The following is a 16,595-nucleotide window of genomic DNA, read 5'->3' as shown; positions in this document are numbered from 1 at the left end:
CGTGGTCCCTCGTGTTCTCTTTGCTGGACGGCATCTCCGCAGAGTACCCAGTACGGTGCGGTCTGCTACGGATTAAGGTGGTGGGCCGCATGGCCAATCGATGGCGCACAAAGTCGGTCGAGCAGTCGATCGCCGATACCGACGAGCCCGACACCCGCCTCCGCAAGGAGCTGACCTGGCGCGACCTCGTCGTGTTCGGGGTTTCGGTGGTGATCGGTGCCGGTATCTTCACCGTCACCGCGTCGACGGCCGGCGACATCACCGGCCCGGCCATCTGGATCTCCTTCGTGATCGCCGCTGTGACCTGCGCGCTGGCGGCGTTGTGTTACGCCGAGTTCGCCTCGACGCTCCCGGTGGCCGGCAGCGCCTACACCTTCTCCTATGCAACCTTCGGCGAGTTCCTCGCCTGGATCATCGGCTGGAACCTGCTGCTGGAATTGGTCATCGGCGCCGCCGTCGTCGCCAAGGGCTGGTCGAGTTACCTCGGCTCGGTGTTCGGGTTCGCCGGCGGCACGCTGAGGTTCGGGTCCGCCCAGTTGGACTGGGGCGCTCTGCTGATCGTCGCGGCGGTGGCGACGCTGATCGCCCAGGGCACCAAGCTGTCGTCGAGGTTCTCGGCCGTGGTCACCGGCATCAAGGTGTCGGTGGTGTTGCTCGTCGTCATCGTCGGCGCGTTCTACATCAAGGGCTCCAATTACTCTCCATTCATCCCGCCACCCGAGGCCGGGAACGAGGCATCGGGCATCAATCAGTCAGTCCTGTCGCTGTTGACCGGTGCGCACAGCAGCCACTACGGCTGGTACGGCGTGCTGGCGGGGGCGTCGATCGTCTTCTTCGCGTTCATCGGCTTCGACATCGTCGCCACCATGGCCGAGGAGACCAAGCGCCCGCAGCGTGACGTCCCGCGCGGGATTCTGCTGTCGCTGACCGTCGTGACCGTGCTCTACGTGGCGGTCTCGGTGGTGCTGTCCGGGATGGTGTCCTACACGAAGCTCAAGACGGAGCCAGGGCGCGGCCACGCGAACCTGGCGACCGCGTTCCGGGACAACGGGATCGGGTGGGCCAGCGAGATCATCTCGGTCGGCGCGCTGGCCGGGCTGACGACGGTGGTGATGGTGTTGATGCTGGGGCAGTGCCGCATTCTGTTCGCGATGGCGCGCGACGGCCTGCTGCCGCGACGGCTGGCCAAGACCGGTTCGCGCGGCACTCCCGTGCGCATCACCGTGCTCGTCGCGGTGCTGGTGGGGGCCACGGCATCGGTGTTTCCGATCGACAAGCTCGAGGAGATGGTGAACGTCGGGACGCTGTTCGCCTTCATCCTGGTCTCGGCCGGAGTCATGGTTCTGCGCCGCACCCGCCCGGACCTGGAGCGCGGTTTCCGGGCCCCCTGGGTGCCGGTGCTCCCCATCGCCTCGATCTGCGCGTGCCTGTGGCTGATGGTGAACCTGACCGCGCTGACCTGGGTCCGATTCGCCATCTGGCTGGTGATCGGCACCGCGATCTACGTCGGCTACGGCTACCGGCACTCGGTGCAGGGCCGCCGGGAGGCGGGCCTGATTTCCGCCAGCCCCGCCGAACCGGCGCCGTAACGCGTCTTTACAAAATGACCTGCCGTGTCTAGACACGAGACGCAAACGGCAGTAATGTCCAACCACCAACGTGGTGTGACTCACAAGGAGGTTTGGCATATGACCACATTGAAGCCCCAGCCGACCGAGGCGCCGGTCTGGCGAGACAAGAAACGGCATCTGTGGCTCATGGGGCTCATCGCCCCGACGGCGTTGTTCGTGATGCTGCCGGTGATCTGGGGGCTCAACCGTCTCGGCTGGCACGCGGCGGCGCAGGCGCCCCTATGGATCGGACCAATCCTGGTCTACGTCCTGTTGCCGATCCTGGACCTGCGTTTCGGCCCCGACGGGCAGAACCCGCCCGACGAGGTGATGGAGCGGCTGGAAAACGACAAGTACTACCGGTACTGCACCTACGTCTACATCCCGTTCCAGTACCTGAGCGTCGTGCTTGGGGCCTACCTGTTCACCGCCGCCCATCTGGGCTGGCTCGGGTTCGACGGCGGGCTGAGCTGGGTGGGCAAGCTCGGGTTGGCGCTATCGGTCGGCGTTCTCGGCGGAGTCGGCATCAACACCGCGCACGAGATGGGCCACAAGAAGGACTCGCTGGAGCGGTGGCTGTCCAAGATCACGCTCGCGCAGACCTGCTACGGGCACTTCTACATCGAGCACAACCGCGGCCACCACGTGCGGGTGTCCACGCCGGAAGACCCGGCTTCGGCCCGCTTCGGGGAGACCTTCTGGGAATTCCTGCCGCGCAGCGTGTTCGGCAGCCTACGCAGCGCGCTGCGGCTCGAGGCGCAGCGGGTGCGCAGGCTGGGCAAGAGCCCATGGAACCCGACCACCTACCTGTCCAACGACGTGCTTAACGCGTGGGCGATGTCGGTCGTCCTGTGGGGCGTGCTGATCGCGGTCTTCGGCCCCGGCCTGATCCCATTCGTCGTCGTCCAGGCGGTCTTCGGCTTCTCCCTCCTGGAGGCCGTCAACTACCTCGAGCACTACGGGCTGCTGCGGCAGAAGCTCGACTCGCCTTCCGGGAAAGCGCGCTACGAGCGTTGCGCTCCGGTGCACAGCTGGAACTCCGACCATCTGGTCACCAACCTGTTCCTCTACCACCTGCAGCGGCACAGCGACCACCACGCCAACCCCACCCGCCGCTACCAGACGCTGCGCAGCATGGAAGGCGCGCCGAACCTGCCGAGCGGGTACGCGTCGATGATCTCGCTGACCTACTTCCCGCCGCTGTGGCGCAGGGTGATGGATCACCGGGTGCTCGAGCACTACGACGGCGACATCACCAAGGTCAACGTGCAGCCCCGGCTGCGCGGCAAGATACTGGCCAAGTACGGGGTGCCGGCATGACCGCCTACCGCTGCCCCGGCTGCGACTACACCTACGACGAATCGCGAGGCGCCCCCCGGGAAGGCTTTCCCCCGGGTACGGCCTTCGCGGACATCCCCGACGATTGGTGCTGCCCCGATTGCGCGGTGCGTGAAAAGGTCGACTTCCAGGAGACGTCCCGCGATGGTTCGGCCGCGCAAGCGGGTGATATCCGGACCATTGGACGTCCGGCGACGATGCAGAGCGAAGCGATGAGGAGAAGCCGGACCATTGGACGTCCGGCGACGATGCAGAGCGAAGCGATGAGGGAGAAGCCGGACCATTGGACGTCCGGCGACGATGCAGAGCGAAGCGATGAGGAGAAGCCGGACCATTGGATAGGAATGAATCAATGAGCGACTACCGGCTCTTCGTGTGTGTTCAGTGCGGCTTCGAGTACGACGAGGCCAAGGGCTGGCCCGAGGACGGCATCGCGCCCGGCACCCGCTGGGACGACATCCCCGACGATTGGAGCTGCCCGGACTGCGGTGCGGCGAAGTCCGACTTCGAGATGGTGGAGGTGGCGCGGCCGTGATCGCGGCCGCGCCGCGGTGAGCAACGCCCGCACGCCGAGAAACGCTATCGTCGCGCCTATGAAGCGGATGCCGTACGCCGAGGCGTCGCGGGCCCTGCTCCGCGACTCCGTGCTGGACGCGATGCGGGAGCTACTGGGCAGCCGCGACTGGTCGGCCATCACGCTGTCGGACGTCGCGCGTGTCGCGGGCGTCAGCCGGCAGACCATCTACAACGAGTTCGGCTCGCGGCAGGGCCTGGCGCAGGGGTACGCCCTGCGCCTGGCCGATCGCCTGGTCGACACCGTACATGCCGCCCTGGACGCGAACGTGGGGGACATCTACCAGGCGTTCCTGCAGGGTTTTCGCGACTTCTTCGCAGAATCGGCGGCCGACCCGCTGGTCATCTCGCTGCTGACCGGGGTGGCCAAGCCGGACCTGCTGCAGCTCATCACCACCGACAGCGGACCGCTCATCACGCGTGCCTCGGTCAGGCTCTCGTCGGCGTTGACCCAGACGTGGGTGGCCACCAGCGACGAAGACGCCGGTGTGCTCGCGCGCGCCATCGTGCGGTTGTGCCTGAGCTACGTGTCGATGCCACCGGAGGCCGATCATGACGTCGCGGCGGATCTGGCACGATTGATGACGCCGTTCGCCGAGCGACATGGCGTCGCCGACGTCTCCTGAGCGTTCCCGACGCCCGGGGCGCGCGGACCGGCGACTACAGTGGCGCAGAACATACCTAAGCTAAGTACCGCACGATCCGGTGAGCCCTGAAAAGGATGAAACACGCATGACGACGACCGAACAATCGCTGACACCCGACGTCCGCAACGGCATCGACTTCAAGGTCGCCGACCTGTCGCTGGCGGACTACGGTCGCCGGGACATCGAGCTCTCCGAGCAGGAGATGCCGGGCCTGATGTCCCTGCGCCGCGAATACGCCGAGGTGCAGCCCCTGAAGGGCGCCCGGATCTCCGGCTCGCTGCACATGACGGTGCAGACCGCGGTGCTCATCGAGACCCTCGTCTCGCTGGGCGCCCAGGTCCGTTGGGCGTCCTGCAACATCTTCTCCACCCAGGACCACGCCGCCGCCGCGGTGGTCGTCGGCCCGCACGGCACCCCCGAGGAGCCCAAGGGAGTCCCGGTGTTCGCCTGGAAGGGCGAGACGCTGGAGGAGTACTGGTGGGCCGCCGAGCAGATGCTCACGTGGCCGGACGAGCCGGCGAACATGATCCTCGACGACGGTGGCGACGCGACCATGCTGGTGTTGCGCGGCGCGCAGTACGAGAAGGCCGGCGTCGTGCCCCCGGCCGAGGACGAAGACCCCACGGAGTGGAAGGTCTTCCTGGAGCTGCTGCGCAAGCGCTTCGAGACCGACAAGGACAAGTGGACCAAGATCGCGGAATCGGTCAAGGGCGTCACTGAGGAGACCACCACCGGCGTGCTGCGGCTCTACCAGTTCGCCGCGGCCGGTGACCTGGCCTTCCCGGCCATCAACGTCAACGACTCGGTCACCAAGTCTAAGTTCGACAACAAGTACGGCTGCCGCCACTCGCTCATCGACGGCATCAACCGCGGCACCGACGTGCTGATCGGCGGCAAGAAGGTGCTGGTCTGCGGCTACGGCGACGTGGGTAAGGGCTGCGCCGAGTCGGTGAAGGGCCAGGGTGCGCGCGTCGTCGTGACCGAGATCGACCCGATTAACGCGCTGCAGGCCCTGATGGAGGGGTTCGACGTCGAGACCGTCGAGGACGCGATCGGCGAGGCGGACATCGTCATCACCGCCACCGGCAACAAGGACATCATCACGCTCGAGCACATGAAGGCGATGAAGGACTACGCCGTCCTGGGCAACATCGGGCACTTCGACAATGAGATCCAGGTCGCCGCGCTGGAGCGCTCCGGTGCCACCAAGACGAACATCCGGCCGCAGGTCGACGTGTGGACGTTCAAAGACAGCGGCAAGTCGATCATCCTGCTGTCGGAGGGCCGGCTGCTGAACCTGGGCAACGCCACCGGCCACCCGTCGTTCGTGATGAGCAACAGCTTCTCCAACCAGGTGATCGCCCAGATCGAGCTGTGGACCAAGAACGACGAGTACGACAACGAGGTGTACCGGCTGCCCAAGCACCTCGACGAGAAGGTGGCCCGCATCCACGTGGAGGCGCTCGGCGGCAAGCTGACCAAGCTCACCAAGGAGCAGGCCGAGTACATCGGCGTCGACGTCGACGGCCCTTTCAAGGCCGACCACTACCGCTACTGAGTTGGGTTTGTGCCGAACGCCCGGCCAGCCGGGCGCTCGGCACCGAGCGCCCGGCCAGCCGGGCGCTCGACGACGGGCTAGGCTTCGCGCCGTGCTGATCGCGATCGAAGGGGTCGACGGAGCGGGCAAGCGGACGCTGTCCGAAGGCCTGCGCTCGGCGTTTGACGGGGCCGGGAAGTCGGTGGCCACGCTGGCCTTCCCGCGCTACGGGCGCTCGGTGACGGCCGACGTCGCCGCCGAGGCCCTGCACGGTGCGCACGGCGACCTCGCGTCGTCGGTGTATGCGATGGCGCTGCTCTTCGCGCTCGACCGCGCCGCCGCGGTCGGGGAGATCGAGGAATTGAGCCGCACCCACGACGTCGTGATCCTGGATCGCTACGTCGCCTCCAACGCGGCATACAGTGCCGCACGTCTGCACGAGGACGCGGCCGGGCCGGCCGTCGACTGGATCGGCCACCTCGAGTTCGAGCGGCTCGGGCTGCCGCGGCCCGACTTCCAGGTGCTGCTGGCGGTGCCGGCCGAGCTGGCCGGCCAACGGGCCCGCCATCGCGCCGAGACCGAGCCCGACCGGGCCCGCGACAGCTACGAACGCGACGACGGGCTGCAGCGGCGGACCGGCGCGGTGTATGCCGGGCTGGCCGCCGAGGGCTGGGGCGGACGGTGGCTGGTGGCCGACGCGGACGTCGACCCGGCCCGGCTGGCGGCCACCTTGACGGCCCCGAAGGGGGCATTTTGACCCAGATTCGGCCCTTGTGGCAAGAAACGCCCGTGTGGTGTCGGAGTTTTATCCCGATCTGGTGACACCATGGACGCCATGAGGCAAAGGATTCTGGTCGTCGATGACGACGCTTCGCTGGCCGAGATGCTCACCATCGTGCTGCGTGGGGAGGGTTTCGACACCGCAGTCATCGGGGACGGCACCCAGGCCCTGACCGCGGTGCGCGAGCTGCGCCCCGACTTGGTGCTGCTGGACCTGATGCTGCCCGGCATGAACGGCATCGACGTCTGCCGCGTGCTGCGCTCCGACTCCGGCGTTCCGATCGTCATGCTGACGGCCAAGACCGACACCGTGGACGTGGTGCTCGGCCTGGAGTCCGGCGCCGACGACTACATCATGAAGCCGTTCAAGCCGAAGGAGCTGGTCGCCCGGGTCCGGGCCCGGCTGCGGCGCAACGACGACGAGCCCGCCGAGATGCTGTCGATCGCCGACGTGGAGATCGACGTGCCGGCGCACAAAGTCACCCGCAACGGGGAGCAGATCTCGCTGACGCCGCTGGAGTTCGACCTCCTCGTCGCGTTGGCGCGCAAACCGCGGCAGGTGTTTACTCGTGATGTGCTGCTCGAACAGGTGTGGGGATACCGTCACCCCGCCGACACCCGTTTGGTGAACGTGCATGTCCAGCGCCTGCGGGCCAAGGTCGAGAAGGACCCGGAGAACCCGACAGTGGTGTTGACCGTTCGAGGAGTGGGATACAAGGCCGGACCCCCGTGACCGGACGGTGTAGGTGACCGCCGGCAACGATGCAGCGCGCAGCGATGCTGAGGTGGGGCGGCATTGATCTGGGGCTCGCGGCAACGTACTAGGAGTCGCTGGGGGCGCTCGGGTCCCATGACTCGCGGCATGGGTGCGGTGAGTCGCGTCGTGGGCACGGCCTGGCGGCGCTCGTTGCAGCTGCGAGTCGTCGCACTCACCCTCGGGCTGTCGCTCGCGGTGATCCTCGCGCTCGGCTTCGTGCTGACCAGCCAGGTCACCAACCGCGTGCTGGACGTCAAGGTCAAGGCCGCAATCGAGCAGATCGAGCGGGCGCGCACCACCGTCGGCGGCATCGTCAACGGCGAGGAGACCCGCTCGCTGGACAGCAGTCTCCAGCTGGCCCGCAACACGCTGACGTCCAAGACCGACCCGGCCTCGGGGGCGGGGCTGGCGGGCGCTTTCGACGCGGTGCTGATGGTGCCGGGCGACGGGCCGCGCGCCGCGACCACGGCCGGGCCCGTCGACCAGGTGCCCAACTCGCTGCGCGGCTTCATCAAGGCGGGTCAGGCGGCCTACCAGTACGCCGCCGTGCACACCGACGGGTTCTCGGGCCCAGCGCTGATCATCGGCACGCCGGCATCCGCGCAGGTCGCCAACCTGGAGCTGTACCTGATCTTCCCGCTGAAGAACGAGCAGGCGACCATCACGCTGGTGCGTGGCACGATGATCACCGGCGGCGCCGTGCTGCTCGTGCTGCTCGCCGGGATCGCGTTGCTGGTGTCGCGCCAGGTGGTGGTGCCGGTGCGCTCGGCGTCCCGGATCGCCGAGCGGTTCGCCGAGGGGCACCTGTCCGAACGCATGCCGGTGCGCGGGGAGGACGACATGGCTCGGCTCGCGGTGTCGTTCAACGACATGGCCGAGAGCCTGTCCCGGCAGATCACCCAGCTCGAAGAGTTCGGTAACCTGCAGCGCCGCTTCACCTCTGACGTCAGCCACGAGCTGCGCACGCCGTTGACCACGGTGCGGATGGCGGCCGACCTGATCTATGACCACAGCGAGGACCTCGACCCCACCCTGCGCCGGTCCACCGAGCTGATGGTCAACGAGCTGGACCGCTTCGAGACCCTGCTCAACGACCTGCTGGAAATCTCCCGGCATGACGCCGGTGTGGCCGAGCTGTCCGTCGAGGCGGTGGACCTGCGCACCACCGTGCAGAGCGCGCTCGGCAACGTCGGCCACCTGGCCGAGGAGGCCGGCATCGAGCTGCAGGTCGACATGCCCGGGCACGAGGTGATCGCCGAGGTCGACGCGCGCCGGGTCGAGCGGATCCTGCGCAACCTGATCGCCAACGCCATCGACCACGCCGAGCACAAGCCCGTGGACATCCGGATGGGCGCCGACGAGGACACCGTCGCAGTCACCGTCCGGGACTACGGCGTGGGGCTGCGGCCTGGCGAGGAGAAGCTGGTGTTCAGCCGGTTCTGGCGGTCGGACCCGTCCCGGGTGCGGCGCTCGGGCGGCACCGGGCTGGGTTTGGCGATCAGCATCGAGGACGCCCGCCTGCACCAGGGGCGGCTGGAGGCGTGGGGCGAGCCCGGCCAGGGGGCGTGCTTCCGGCTGACCCTTCCGCTGGTCCGTGGCCACAAGGTCACCACCAGCCCGCTACCGCTCAAGCCGGTTCTGCAGCCGCCGGCGGCGCCCCCGGCCGCGCCGCAACACGGCAAGGAACGGCAGCGTCCGCGTGAGCACGCCGAGAGGAGCGGGTAGCGTGCGGCGACTGCTGAGCCTGCTGTTGCTCGCCGTCGTGCTGGCCGGCTGCGCGGGTGTGCCCAATTCTTCCGCCCCGCAAGCGATCGGCACCGTCGAGCGACCGGCCCCGTCGAACCTGCCCAAGCCAACCCCCGGCATGGACCCCGATGTGTTGCTGCGCGAATTCCTCAAGGCCACGGCCGATCCGGCGAACCGCCACCTGGCGGCGCGGCAGTTCCTCACCCAGTCGGCGTCCAATTCCTGGGATGACGCCGGCAGCGCGTTGCTCATCGACCACGTCGTGTTCGTGGAAACCCGTGGCTCCGAAAGGGTTTCGGCGACCATGCGTGCGGACATCCTCGGCTCGCTGTCCGACGTGGGCGTGTTCGAGACCGCCGAGGGCGTGTTGCCCGACCCGGGCCCGATCGAACTGGTCAAGACCTCCGGAGGCTGGCGCATCGACCGGCTGCCCAACGGGGTGTTCCTGGACTGGCAACAGTTCCAGGCGACATACAAGCGCAACACGCTGTACTTCGCCGATCCGACCGGCAAGACGGTGGTTCCCGACCCGCGCTACGTCGCGGTGCCCGACCACGACCAGCTGGCCACCGAGCTGATCTCCAAGCTGATCGCCGGCCCCCGGCCCGAGATGGCCCACACGGTGCGCAACCTGCTCGCCCCGCCGCTACGGCTGCGCGGGCCGGTGACGCGGGCCGACGGTGGCAAGAACGGGATCGGGCGCGGGTACGGCGGCGCACGGGTCGAGCTGGAGAAGCTGTCCACCACCGACCCGCACAGCCGGGCTTTGGTTGCGGCGCAGATCATTTGGACGCTGGCACGTGCCGACATCCGCGGCCCGTACGTGATCAACGCTGACGGCGCTCCGCTGGACGACAGGTTCGCCGACGGGTGGACGACGTCCGATGTCGCCGCCACCGACCCCGGCGCGGCCGACGGCGCCGGCGCCGGGCTGCACGCCCTCGTCAACGGGTCACTGGTCGGACTGGACGGGCAGCGCATCACCACGGTGCCGGGGGCCTTCGGCCGGATGGGCGATCAGACGGGCGCCGCCCTGTCCCGAAGCGGACGGCAGGTGGCGTCCGTCGTGACCCTGCGCCGCGGCGCCCCGGACCAGGCGGCGTCGCTATGGATCGGGGACCTGGGCGGCGAGGCGATCCAGTCGGCCGACGGGCACAGCCTGACGCGGCCGAGTTGGTCGCTGGACGACGCCGTCTGGACGGTGGTGGACGGCAACAACGTCCTGCGCGCCATTCAGGAACCAGCGTCGGGGCAACCCGCGCGCATCCCGGTGGATTCCGTGGCGGTGGCCAGCCGGTTCCCCGGTGCGATCACCGACCTGCAGCTGTCCCGTGACAGCACCCGCGCCGCAATGGTGATCAACGGCCAGGTGATCCTCGCCAGCGTCGAACAGACCCAGGCCGGGCAGTACGCCCTGACCTATCCGCGGCGGCTGGGCTTCGGGCTCGGCACGTCCGTGGTGTCGTTGTCCTGGCGGACCGGTGACGACATCGTGGTGACCCGGACCGACGGCGGTCACCCGGTGTCGTATGTCAACCTCGACGGGGTCAACTCCGACGCACCCTCGCACGGCGTGCAGCTGCCGGTGTCGACGGTTGCGGCGAACCCGTCGACCATCTACGTCACGGCGCCGCAGGGCGTGGTGCAGTACTCGGCGTCGGCGGCCGAGGGCCAGGGGTGGGCGGAGGTTACCGGGCTGACGATGCCCGGTGCGGCGCCGGTGCTCCCGGGCTGAGAGCGCCCGCCGTGCGCAATTCGGCTAGGGCGGCGCGCGGCTCGGCTAGATCGTCGCGGCCGGCATGCATAGCTTTAGCGGTGTGCGCAGCCCGACAAGCCCGAGCGGAACCGGTTTCCCGGACCATGTGGCGCAACGCCATTCGGAATCCGCGCGGTACGCCGCGTCGGGACGCGGCGACGTCTGCGCCACCCTGATCACCAAAGCGGTGGCGGTGCCGGCCGAGCGTGACCAGCCGCCGGCCCGGATGAGGGGGCCGGACTCTGCCGGTGGGGGCGGCGCTGGGTGCGGCGTGTGAGCGGATTGGGGGCGGGCGGCTTGTAACGGGTGACTCCCGACCGCCATCCACGTGACCGCATGGTCGCACCCTCAGGAAGGAACCCCATGCCGCGCACCCGCTACGGCTCGCTCGCCGCCACCGGCCTCAATTGGGACAGCTTGCCGCTCAGGTTGTTCGCCGGGGGCAATGCGAAAAGTTGGAATCGCGCAGAGGGCCGGCTCGGGGACGAAATGTTCCTCACGCAGTTCGCCTACGAGGAGGCCAAGCACACCCAGCGGTTCCGCCGGTGGCTCGATGCCGTCGGCGTCACCGACGACCTGCACGGCTACGTCGACGAAACGCCAAGCTATAACCGCATTTTCAACGAACAGCTACCGGACTCACTCGGCGTGTTGGCGGTCGATGCCGCACCGGCGAACCAAGTTCGCGCTTCGGTGACATACAACCACGTCGTCGAGGGCATGTTGGCGCTGACCGGCTACCATGCCTGGAACAGCATCTGCGTTCGCCACGGGATCCTGCCCGGCATGCAGAAACTGATCCGCTGCATCGGCGACGACGCGCGCCGCCACATGGCTTGGGGCGCCTTCACGTGTCGCCGCAACGTCGCCGCCGATGATGCCAACGGGGCGGGGCCTTCGGCGGTTCGGCACGATATCGAGCGCCAGGGGGCGGCCCGTCGGGAAAATCGACATCGACCACTCGCCCTGCAACTCGAGGATGCTTTCGCCGACGAGGACGTCCGCGCCCTGGCCGGTTGCGCGCAGCTCGCGATCGCCGAATGCGGCGCGGAACCGATTGCCCACACCGAAAGGACGGAATGAGCGTGGCAGAACAGGTCGAGTTCGACGCCGAGGGGGTCAAGCTGCGCGGGCTGTTTTTCCCGGCGTCGGATAGCCCAGCCGCGGCGGTCGTCATGGCACACGGGCTTGGCGGTGAGGTGGCGCACTTCATCACCGAATATGCCGAAGTGCTTGCCGCCGAAGGTATTTCCGCGCTGGTGTACGACCACCGCAACTGGGGTCTGTCCGATACAGCGCCCGGGGCGCCGCGAAACGAAAGCGAACCATTCCAGCAGATCAGGGACTACCAGCACGCGGTGACGTATGTGCAGAACCGCCCGGACGTGTACGCCGAGCGGGTAGGGGCCTGGGGTACCAGCCTGTCCGCCGGTCACGTCTACGTCCTGGGAGCGATCGACCGGCGCGTGAAGGCCGTTGTGGGGCAGTCACCGTTCGTCAGCGGCAGCCGTACGTTCGGTGACTTGACCCGGGTCGACATGCGCGACTCGGTGCACGCGCTGTTCGCGGCCGATCGGCGCGCCAGGGCGCTCGGTGAAGAACCGACGTACCTGCCGATCGTCGACAAGGATCCCCTGGCGACGTCGACGTTCCCCAATCCCGACGCCTACCAATACTTCATGGGTCCAGGCGGGGTGGCCGAAAGAGACTCGTCCTTTACCAACCGCATCACCGCGCGGAGCATCGAGAACTGCTTCGGCTACGAGCCGGGCTGGTATCTGCCGCACATCGCCCCCACGCCGGTCCTGATGGTCGTGGCCCTGCGGGACAGCCTGACGGACCCGGCGCTCGCGCTGGCGGCCTACGAGCGCGCCGCCCAGCCCAAACAGCTGGTGACCATCGACTGCGGGCACTTCGGGGTCTACTCGGGTCCGGACAGCGAAGTGGCCAAGGCCGCGGCCCGCGACTTCTTCGTCTTGCACCTGGGCGCGTCGAAATGACGTTGCGGGAACTTGCTTTTGAGTTGAAGGGCTCGGGGCCCGGTTTGGTGTTGATCCACGGGACCGGCAGCACACCGGCCGGAACGTGGGGTTCGTGCGTGGATGAACTGGCGAAATCGCACACGGTCGTCCTGCCGTATTTACCCGGTTCGGGAGACAGTCCGTTGCCCGCTGGACCGCTTGCGGCCGATGCTGTGGCCGAGCAGATCGTCGCGGTCACGGCGCGCGCCGGCTTGCCCCGCTTCGCCGTTGCCGGCGCATCGCTGGGCGGCCCGATCGCGATGAAGGTCGCGGCGACGTACCCCGACCGCGTCACCCATCTGGTGTCGGTGTGCGGGTACGCCAAGGCGCGCGCGAGCCTGCGGATCCGCGAGCAGGTCTTCGAAGCGGTCTTGGGCCTGGACGCCACCACCATCGGCCGGCTGCTGCTCATCTTCGGCCTGACTGAGACAACCTTGTCGACCCTCCCCGGCGACGCGCTGACCGGCCTCGCCGCGCGGCTCGGATCGAACCTGGCCCCCGGCACGCGCGAACAGATCGTCCTCGCCTACACGATCGACGTGGAGAAGGACCTCGAGTCGATAACCGCCCCGACCCTGCTCATCGCGGGCGGCGACGACAACTTCGTCGCCCCGTCACATTCCGAGCGGGCCGCGCAACGGATTGCCGGCGCGACCCTGCGGCCGATGGATGGCGGTCACGGGCTGCAACTGGAGAGCAGCGCGCAAGTCGTGGCCGCGATCACGGCGTTCCTCGCACACCATTGAGCCGGTGAATCACGAGCGTTTGGTGGCTTTGAGCGCGTAGATGATCGGGAACCGGGGCTCACTCGCCGGCATCACCCACCAACCGCCGTCGGTTCGCCCCATTTGCGGCCGCCGCTGCCACGGCAATTCGTCTGTCTCGGTGAGCCTTTCGACGGACATTTCGGCCCGAGCGACGGCGGTCACCACCTCACCCAGCCCGTGCGGCCACTCGTAGTGCAAGGTGTCGCCGGCCAGCGCCGGGCCACCGGTGTAGCTGTGCGTGCGGAACCGCCATGCCGTCGCTTTGCGGAGGCCGCGCGGGCGGACAAACAGCCTTTTCGATATCCATCGGAGCGCCGGGAAATAACGCCGGATAGGTTAACGCCGGTAATGCGCAGGCGGTGACATCGGGCGTTGTCTACGCGTAATCCACGCAATCTATCATCGCGCCCACACCGTCCGCGGAGAGAGTGAAAGACATTGGTGCAGTTGGCATTACATGGCGATTACACATTACCTGTGAGTGGATGGTGACACGCCCGCCACCGAGGTTAATCTCCGGGTAACACGCGAAATTTACTGTTGGCGACGCACATTGGCATCGCATCGAATTCCATCAACCGAAAAGACGGCTGGATCAGTCGCATCCGTACGCTCGCCGGTTGGATCTTGCGGTGTCACCACCGGACGGGTCGGTGCGGACCGCGGGACCCCAGACGGAGCGGTCGCCCAGGGTCAAATCGAAACGGAGGACCATAGTGACTGCTCACACGGACACATTGGACGGCGCGGCCGCGGCGATCGCGCCGGCCATCGCGCGCAGCCGCTGGCTTCAGCTCGGGCTCGGTCTGGTGTGCATGATGACGATATCGAGTCCGCAGTACGTGTGGACGCTGATGACCAAGCCGCTCGCCGCCAAGCTGGGCATCGCCCTGCCGGAATTGCAGGTCACCTTCTCGATCCTCGTCGTGTTGCAGGCCTTCTTGTCGCCCTTCCAGGGTGCGCTGATCGACCGCTTCGGGCCGCGCCGGTTGATCTCGTTTGGCACGCTGCTGGCGGGCGCGAGCTGGGCGCTGGCCGCCCACGCGCACAGCGTGCCGGCGCTGTACCTCACCTATGGCGGCGTCGGCGGCGTCGGCACGGGGATCGTCTACGTCGGCGTCGTCGGCCTCATGGTCCAGTGGTTTCCCGACCGGCGGGGTTTCGCCGCCGGCGTGGTGGCGGCCGGGTACGGCATGGGCGCAATCCTGACGACCTTTCCGATTGCTTCGTCGCTTGCCGCCCGCGGGGTGGAGTCGACGCTGTGGCTGTTCGGGTTGGTCTTCGGCGCCGTCGGATTCGCGGCCGCGCAGGGGCTACGGATGCCGCCGCCGGATTTCGCGCGGAGCGTTCCCGGCGCCCGCGCGCACGGCACCCGGCGAGATTATCGGCCGTCCGAGATGCTCAAGCGGCCCGTGTTCTGGCTGATGTTCCTGATGATGACGATGATGGCCACCTCGGGCCTCATGGTCACCTCCCAGATGGCGACGTTCGCGGCGGACTTCGGCGTAAGCAAGGTGTTGGTGTTCGGCCTCGCGGCCGTGCCGCTGGCGCTGACGATCGACCGATTCACGAACGGCCTGACGCGACCCTTGTTCGGTTGGGTATCGGATCGATTGGGCCGGGAGAACACCATGGGTTTCGCCTTCGCGCTGGAGGGCATAGCGATGACGCTCTGGTTGCTGACCCGCGCCGACGCCGCGCTGTTCGTCCTCTTGTCCGGCCTGGTGTTCTTCGGCTGGGGCGAGATCTTCTCCCTGTTTCCCTCCACGTTGACCGATACCTTCGGGACCCGTTACGCCACAGCGAACTACGGTTGGCTGTACATCTCGTTCGGGATCGGGTCGATCTTCGGCGGTCCGCTCGCCGCGCTGCTGCATCAGCGGGCGGGCAGCTGGATCCCAGTGTTCGGGTGCGCCATTGCGTTCGATCTGCTGACCGCGGCGCTGGCCGTGTTCGTGTTGAAGCCCACGCGGGCGCGTTTCGTCGCCGCCGCACCCGGTGCGAAACCGGTCGAGACGATGGCGTCGGCCGCGTAGATCCGAATTCGCGGCCCCCGTCGGACGCTGGCCCCGCGCCTCGGAGAAGTCCCGCAAGTCCTAGCCTTCGCAACGAGGAAACCCGCGACGAGCCGGTCGACCGGGGCCTGCCAATCGAAGCCGATGCCCAAGCGGATCGGACGGGTAGGCACCATGGGCAGACGACCGGCCGTCGTCCGGGGTTCACCCCGCGGCGCTGTCGGTCCCGGCCGCCACACTGGGCCTGTGCTCGACCTCATCCTGCCCCTCGAATGCGGCGGCTGCGGGGCACCGGCCACCCGCTGGTGCCAAGCGTGTGCCCGGGAATTGTCGGTGGCCGCCGACGCCCCGCACGTGGTCGACCCCCGCGTCGATCCCGGCGTGCCGGTGTTTGCGCTGGGCCGCTACGCCGGCGCGCGGCGCGCGGCGATCCTGGCGATGAAGGAGCGTGGTCGCGGCGACCTGCTCGGGCCGCTCGCGCACGCGCTGGCCGTCGGGATGCACCGGCTGCTGACCTGGGGCCTCGTCGACGCCCCGCTGACCGTCGTTCCCGCGCCGACACGCCGATCGGCCGCGCGCCGGCGCGGCGGCGACCCCGTCACCCGGCTGGCGCGCGCCGCGGTGGAACGACATCCGGACATCGTCGTCGTGCAGGCCTTGCGGATGCGGGCGCTGGCCCGCGACTCGGTGGGTCTGGGGACCGCCGCCCGCGAGCGCAACATCGCCGGCCGTGTGGTGCTGCGTGGTCCCCGGCCGGACGGCGAAGTGGTGGTGGTCGACGACGTCGTCACCACGGGGGCCACGGCCCGCGAGTCGGTCCGGGTCCTGCGCGCCGCGGGGGTCGGGGTCGGCGCCGTCCTGGCGGTCGCGTCGGCATGACCGGGCGGGGCCGCCAGAGTCGGCTTCTTGTCGAAAAAATGACCTGATCGGTACGACAACTCGACGTTCGCGGGCTAGGGCATGTCTGACAAACGTCGGGTCCAGGCGACGATGGCGTTGAGAACGGCTGCGCCGCGGTAGACGATGGCGAGTTTGTCGTAGCGGGTAG

At 68.2% G+C, this 16,595-nt stretch carries 15 protein-coding genes and 4 pseudogenes; 18 read left to right on the top strand and 1 reads right to left on the bottom strand.

Annotation, left to right across the window (positions count from 1 at the left end; all coding sequences use genetic code 11):
- Window positions 1-89: 89 nt before the first annotated feature.
- The 16 genes and pseudogenes from SKC42_RS22300 (at window position 90) to SKC42_RS22235 (ending at window position 13,511) form a co-directional block, all read left to right on the top strand.
- Complete coding sequence (locus tag SKC42_RS22300; protein ID WP_330966430.1) at window positions 90-1,589, top strand: APC family permease; 1,500 nt, start codon at window positions 90-92, stop codon at window positions 1,587-1,589.
- 99 nt (window positions 1,590-1,688) lie between these two features.
- A complete protein-coding gene (locus tag SKC42_RS22295) occupies window positions 1,689-2,930 on the top strand; it encodes an alkane 1-monooxygenase (protein ID WP_330966429.1) in 1,242 nt (413 codons plus the stop codon).
- A pseudogene (locus SKC42_RS22290) lies at window positions 2,927-3,079 on the top strand (rubredoxin); the annotation flags it as partial. The gene SKC42_RS22295 and the pseudogene SKC42_RS22290, both read left to right, overlap by 4 nt.
- Window positions 3,080-3,300: 221 nt before the next feature.
- Window positions 3,301-3,483 (top strand): rubredoxin, encoded by a 183-nt coding sequence (locus SKC42_RS22285; RefSeq protein ID WP_330966428.1) that lies wholly within the window; start codon window positions 3,301-3,303, stop codon window positions 3,481-3,483.
- A gap of 58 nt (window positions 3,484-3,541) precedes the next feature.
- Window positions 3,542-4,147, top strand: a complete 606-nt coding sequence (gene alkX / locus SKC42_RS22280; RefSeq protein WP_330966427.1) for a TetR family transcriptional regulator AlkX — start codon at window positions 3,542-3,544, stop codon at window positions 4,145-4,147.
- A gap of 106 nt (window positions 4,148-4,253) precedes the next feature.
- A complete protein-coding gene (ahcY, locus tag SKC42_RS22275; protein ID WP_330966426.1) occupies window positions 4,254-5,726 on the top strand; it encodes an adenosylhomocysteinase in 1,473 nt (490 codons plus the stop codon).
- 91 nt (window positions 5,727-5,817) lie between these two features.
- Window positions 5,818-6,462 carry a dTMP kinase gene (locus tag SKC42_RS22270; protein WP_330966425.1) on the top strand — a complete coding sequence of 215 codons (645 nt, stop codon included), beginning with the start codon at window positions 5,818-5,820 and terminating at the stop codon, window positions 6,460-6,462.
- A 69-nt stretch (window positions 6,463-6,531) separates the two neighbouring features.
- Entirely contained in the window at window positions 6,532-7,218 is a 687-nt protein-coding gene (gene mtrA / locus SKC42_RS22265) for a two-component system response regulator MtrA (protein WP_330966424.1), read from the top strand.
- A 63-nt stretch (window positions 7,219-7,281) separates the two neighbouring features.
- The gene (gene mtrB, locus SKC42_RS22260; RefSeq protein ID WP_330966423.1) at window positions 7,282-8,967 is read left to right on the top strand and encodes an MtrAB system histidine kinase MtrB; all 1,686 of its coding nucleotides are present in this window, start codon (window positions 7,282-7,284) and stop codon (window positions 8,965-8,967) included.
- Between the two features lies 1 nt (window position 8,968).
- Entirely contained in the window at window positions 8,969-10,723 is a 1,755-nt protein-coding gene (lpqB, locus tag SKC42_RS22255; protein WP_442932226.1) for an MtrAB system accessory lipoprotein LpqB, read from the top strand.
- An 82-nt stretch (window positions 10,724-10,805) separates the two neighbouring features.
- Window positions 10,806-11,021 carry a hypothetical protein gene (locus tag SKC42_RS22250; RefSeq protein WP_330966422.1) on the top strand — a complete coding sequence of 72 codons (216 nt, stop codon included), beginning with the start codon at window positions 10,806-10,808 and terminating at the stop codon, window positions 11,019-11,021.
- 86 nt (window positions 11,022-11,107) lie between these two features.
- Window positions 11,108-11,197, top strand: a pseudogene (locus SKC42_RS27840) (hypothetical protein); the annotation flags it as partial.
- Window positions 11,198-11,206: 9 nt separating this feature from the next.
- Window positions 11,207-11,626 (top strand): annotated as a pseudogene (locus SKC42_RS27835) (R2-like ligand-binding oxidase); the annotation flags it as partial.
- A 10-nt stretch (window positions 11,627-11,636) separates the two neighbouring features.
- Window positions 11,637-11,827, top strand: a pseudogene (locus SKC42_RS27830) (hypothetical protein); the annotation flags it as partial.
- A gap of 2 nt (window positions 11,828-11,829) precedes the next feature.
- Complete coding sequence (locus SKC42_RS22240) at window positions 11,830-12,744, top strand: alpha/beta hydrolase (RefSeq protein ID WP_330966421.1); 915 nt, start codon at window positions 11,830-11,832, stop codon at window positions 12,742-12,744.
- Window positions 12,741-13,511, top strand: a complete 771-nt coding sequence (locus SKC42_RS22235; RefSeq protein ID WP_330966420.1) for an alpha/beta fold hydrolase — start codon at window positions 12,741-12,743, stop codon at window positions 13,509-13,511. Before SKC42_RS22240 ends, SKC42_RS22235 begins: the two co-directional genes overlap by 4 nt.
- A gap of 9 nt (window positions 13,512-13,520) precedes the next feature.
- Here the strand turns inward: SKC42_RS22235 and SKC42_RS22230 are convergent, their stop codons facing one another.
- The gene (locus SKC42_RS22230) at window positions 13,521-13,694 is read right to left on the bottom strand and encodes a hypothetical protein (protein ID WP_330966419.1); all 174 of its coding nucleotides are present in this window, start codon (window positions 13,692-13,694) and stop codon (window positions 13,521-13,523) included.
- A 554-nt stretch (window positions 13,695-14,248) separates the two neighbouring features.
- On the opposite strand from SKC42_RS22230, the gene oxlT reads away from it, so the two are divergent.
- Window positions 14,249-15,568 carry an oxalate/formate MFS antiporter gene (gene oxlT / locus SKC42_RS22225; protein ID WP_330966418.1) on the top strand — a complete coding sequence of 440 codons (1,320 nt, stop codon included), beginning with the start codon at window positions 14,249-14,251 and terminating at the stop codon, window positions 15,566-15,568.
- 225 nt (window positions 15,569-15,793) lie between these two features.
- Window positions 15,794-16,426, top strand: coding sequence for a ComF family protein (locus SKC42_RS22220; RefSeq protein ID WP_330966417.1), 633 nt, complete (start codon window positions 15,794-15,796; stop codon window positions 16,424-16,426).
- The last annotated feature ends 169 nt before the right edge of the window (window positions 16,427-16,595 follow it).

Source organism: Mycobacterium sp. 050134 (genome assembly GCF_036409085.1).
Lineage (GTDB): Bacteria > Actinomycetota > Actinomycetes > Mycobacteriales > Mycobacteriaceae > Mycobacterium.
Note: the sequence above shows the minus strand (reverse complement) of the source record. Positions and strands in the feature narration are given on the sequence as shown.

Excerpts from the sequence above, each read along its gene's own strand:
- SKC42_RS22300 (WP_330966430.1), top strand. The coding sequence starts at position 90 with ATGGCCAATCGATGGCGCACAAAGTCGGTCGAGCAGTCGATCGCCGAT.
- SKC42_RS22295 (WP_330966429.1), top strand. The coding sequence starts at position 1,689 with ATGACCACATTGAAGCCCCAGCCGACCGAGGCGCCGGTCTGGCGAGAC.
- SKC42_RS22285 (WP_330966428.1), top strand. The coding sequence starts at position 3,301 with ATGAGCGACTACCGGCTCTTCGTGTGTGTTCAGTGCGGCTTCGAGTAC.
- alkX (WP_330966427.1), top strand. The coding sequence starts at position 3,542 with ATGAAGCGGATGCCGTACGCCGAGGCGTCGCGGGCCCTGCTCCGCGAC.
- ahcY (WP_330966426.1), top strand. The coding sequence starts at position 4,254 with ATGACGACGACCGAACAATCGCTGACACCCGACGTCCGCAACGGCATC.
- mtrA (WP_330966424.1), top strand. The coding sequence starts at position 6,532 with ATGGACGCCATGAGGCAAAGGATTCTGGTCGTCGATGACGACGCTTCG.
- SKC42_RS22235 (WP_330966420.1), top strand. The coding sequence starts at position 12,741 with ATGACGTTGCGGGAACTTGCTTTTGAGTTGAAGGGCTCGGGGCCCGGT.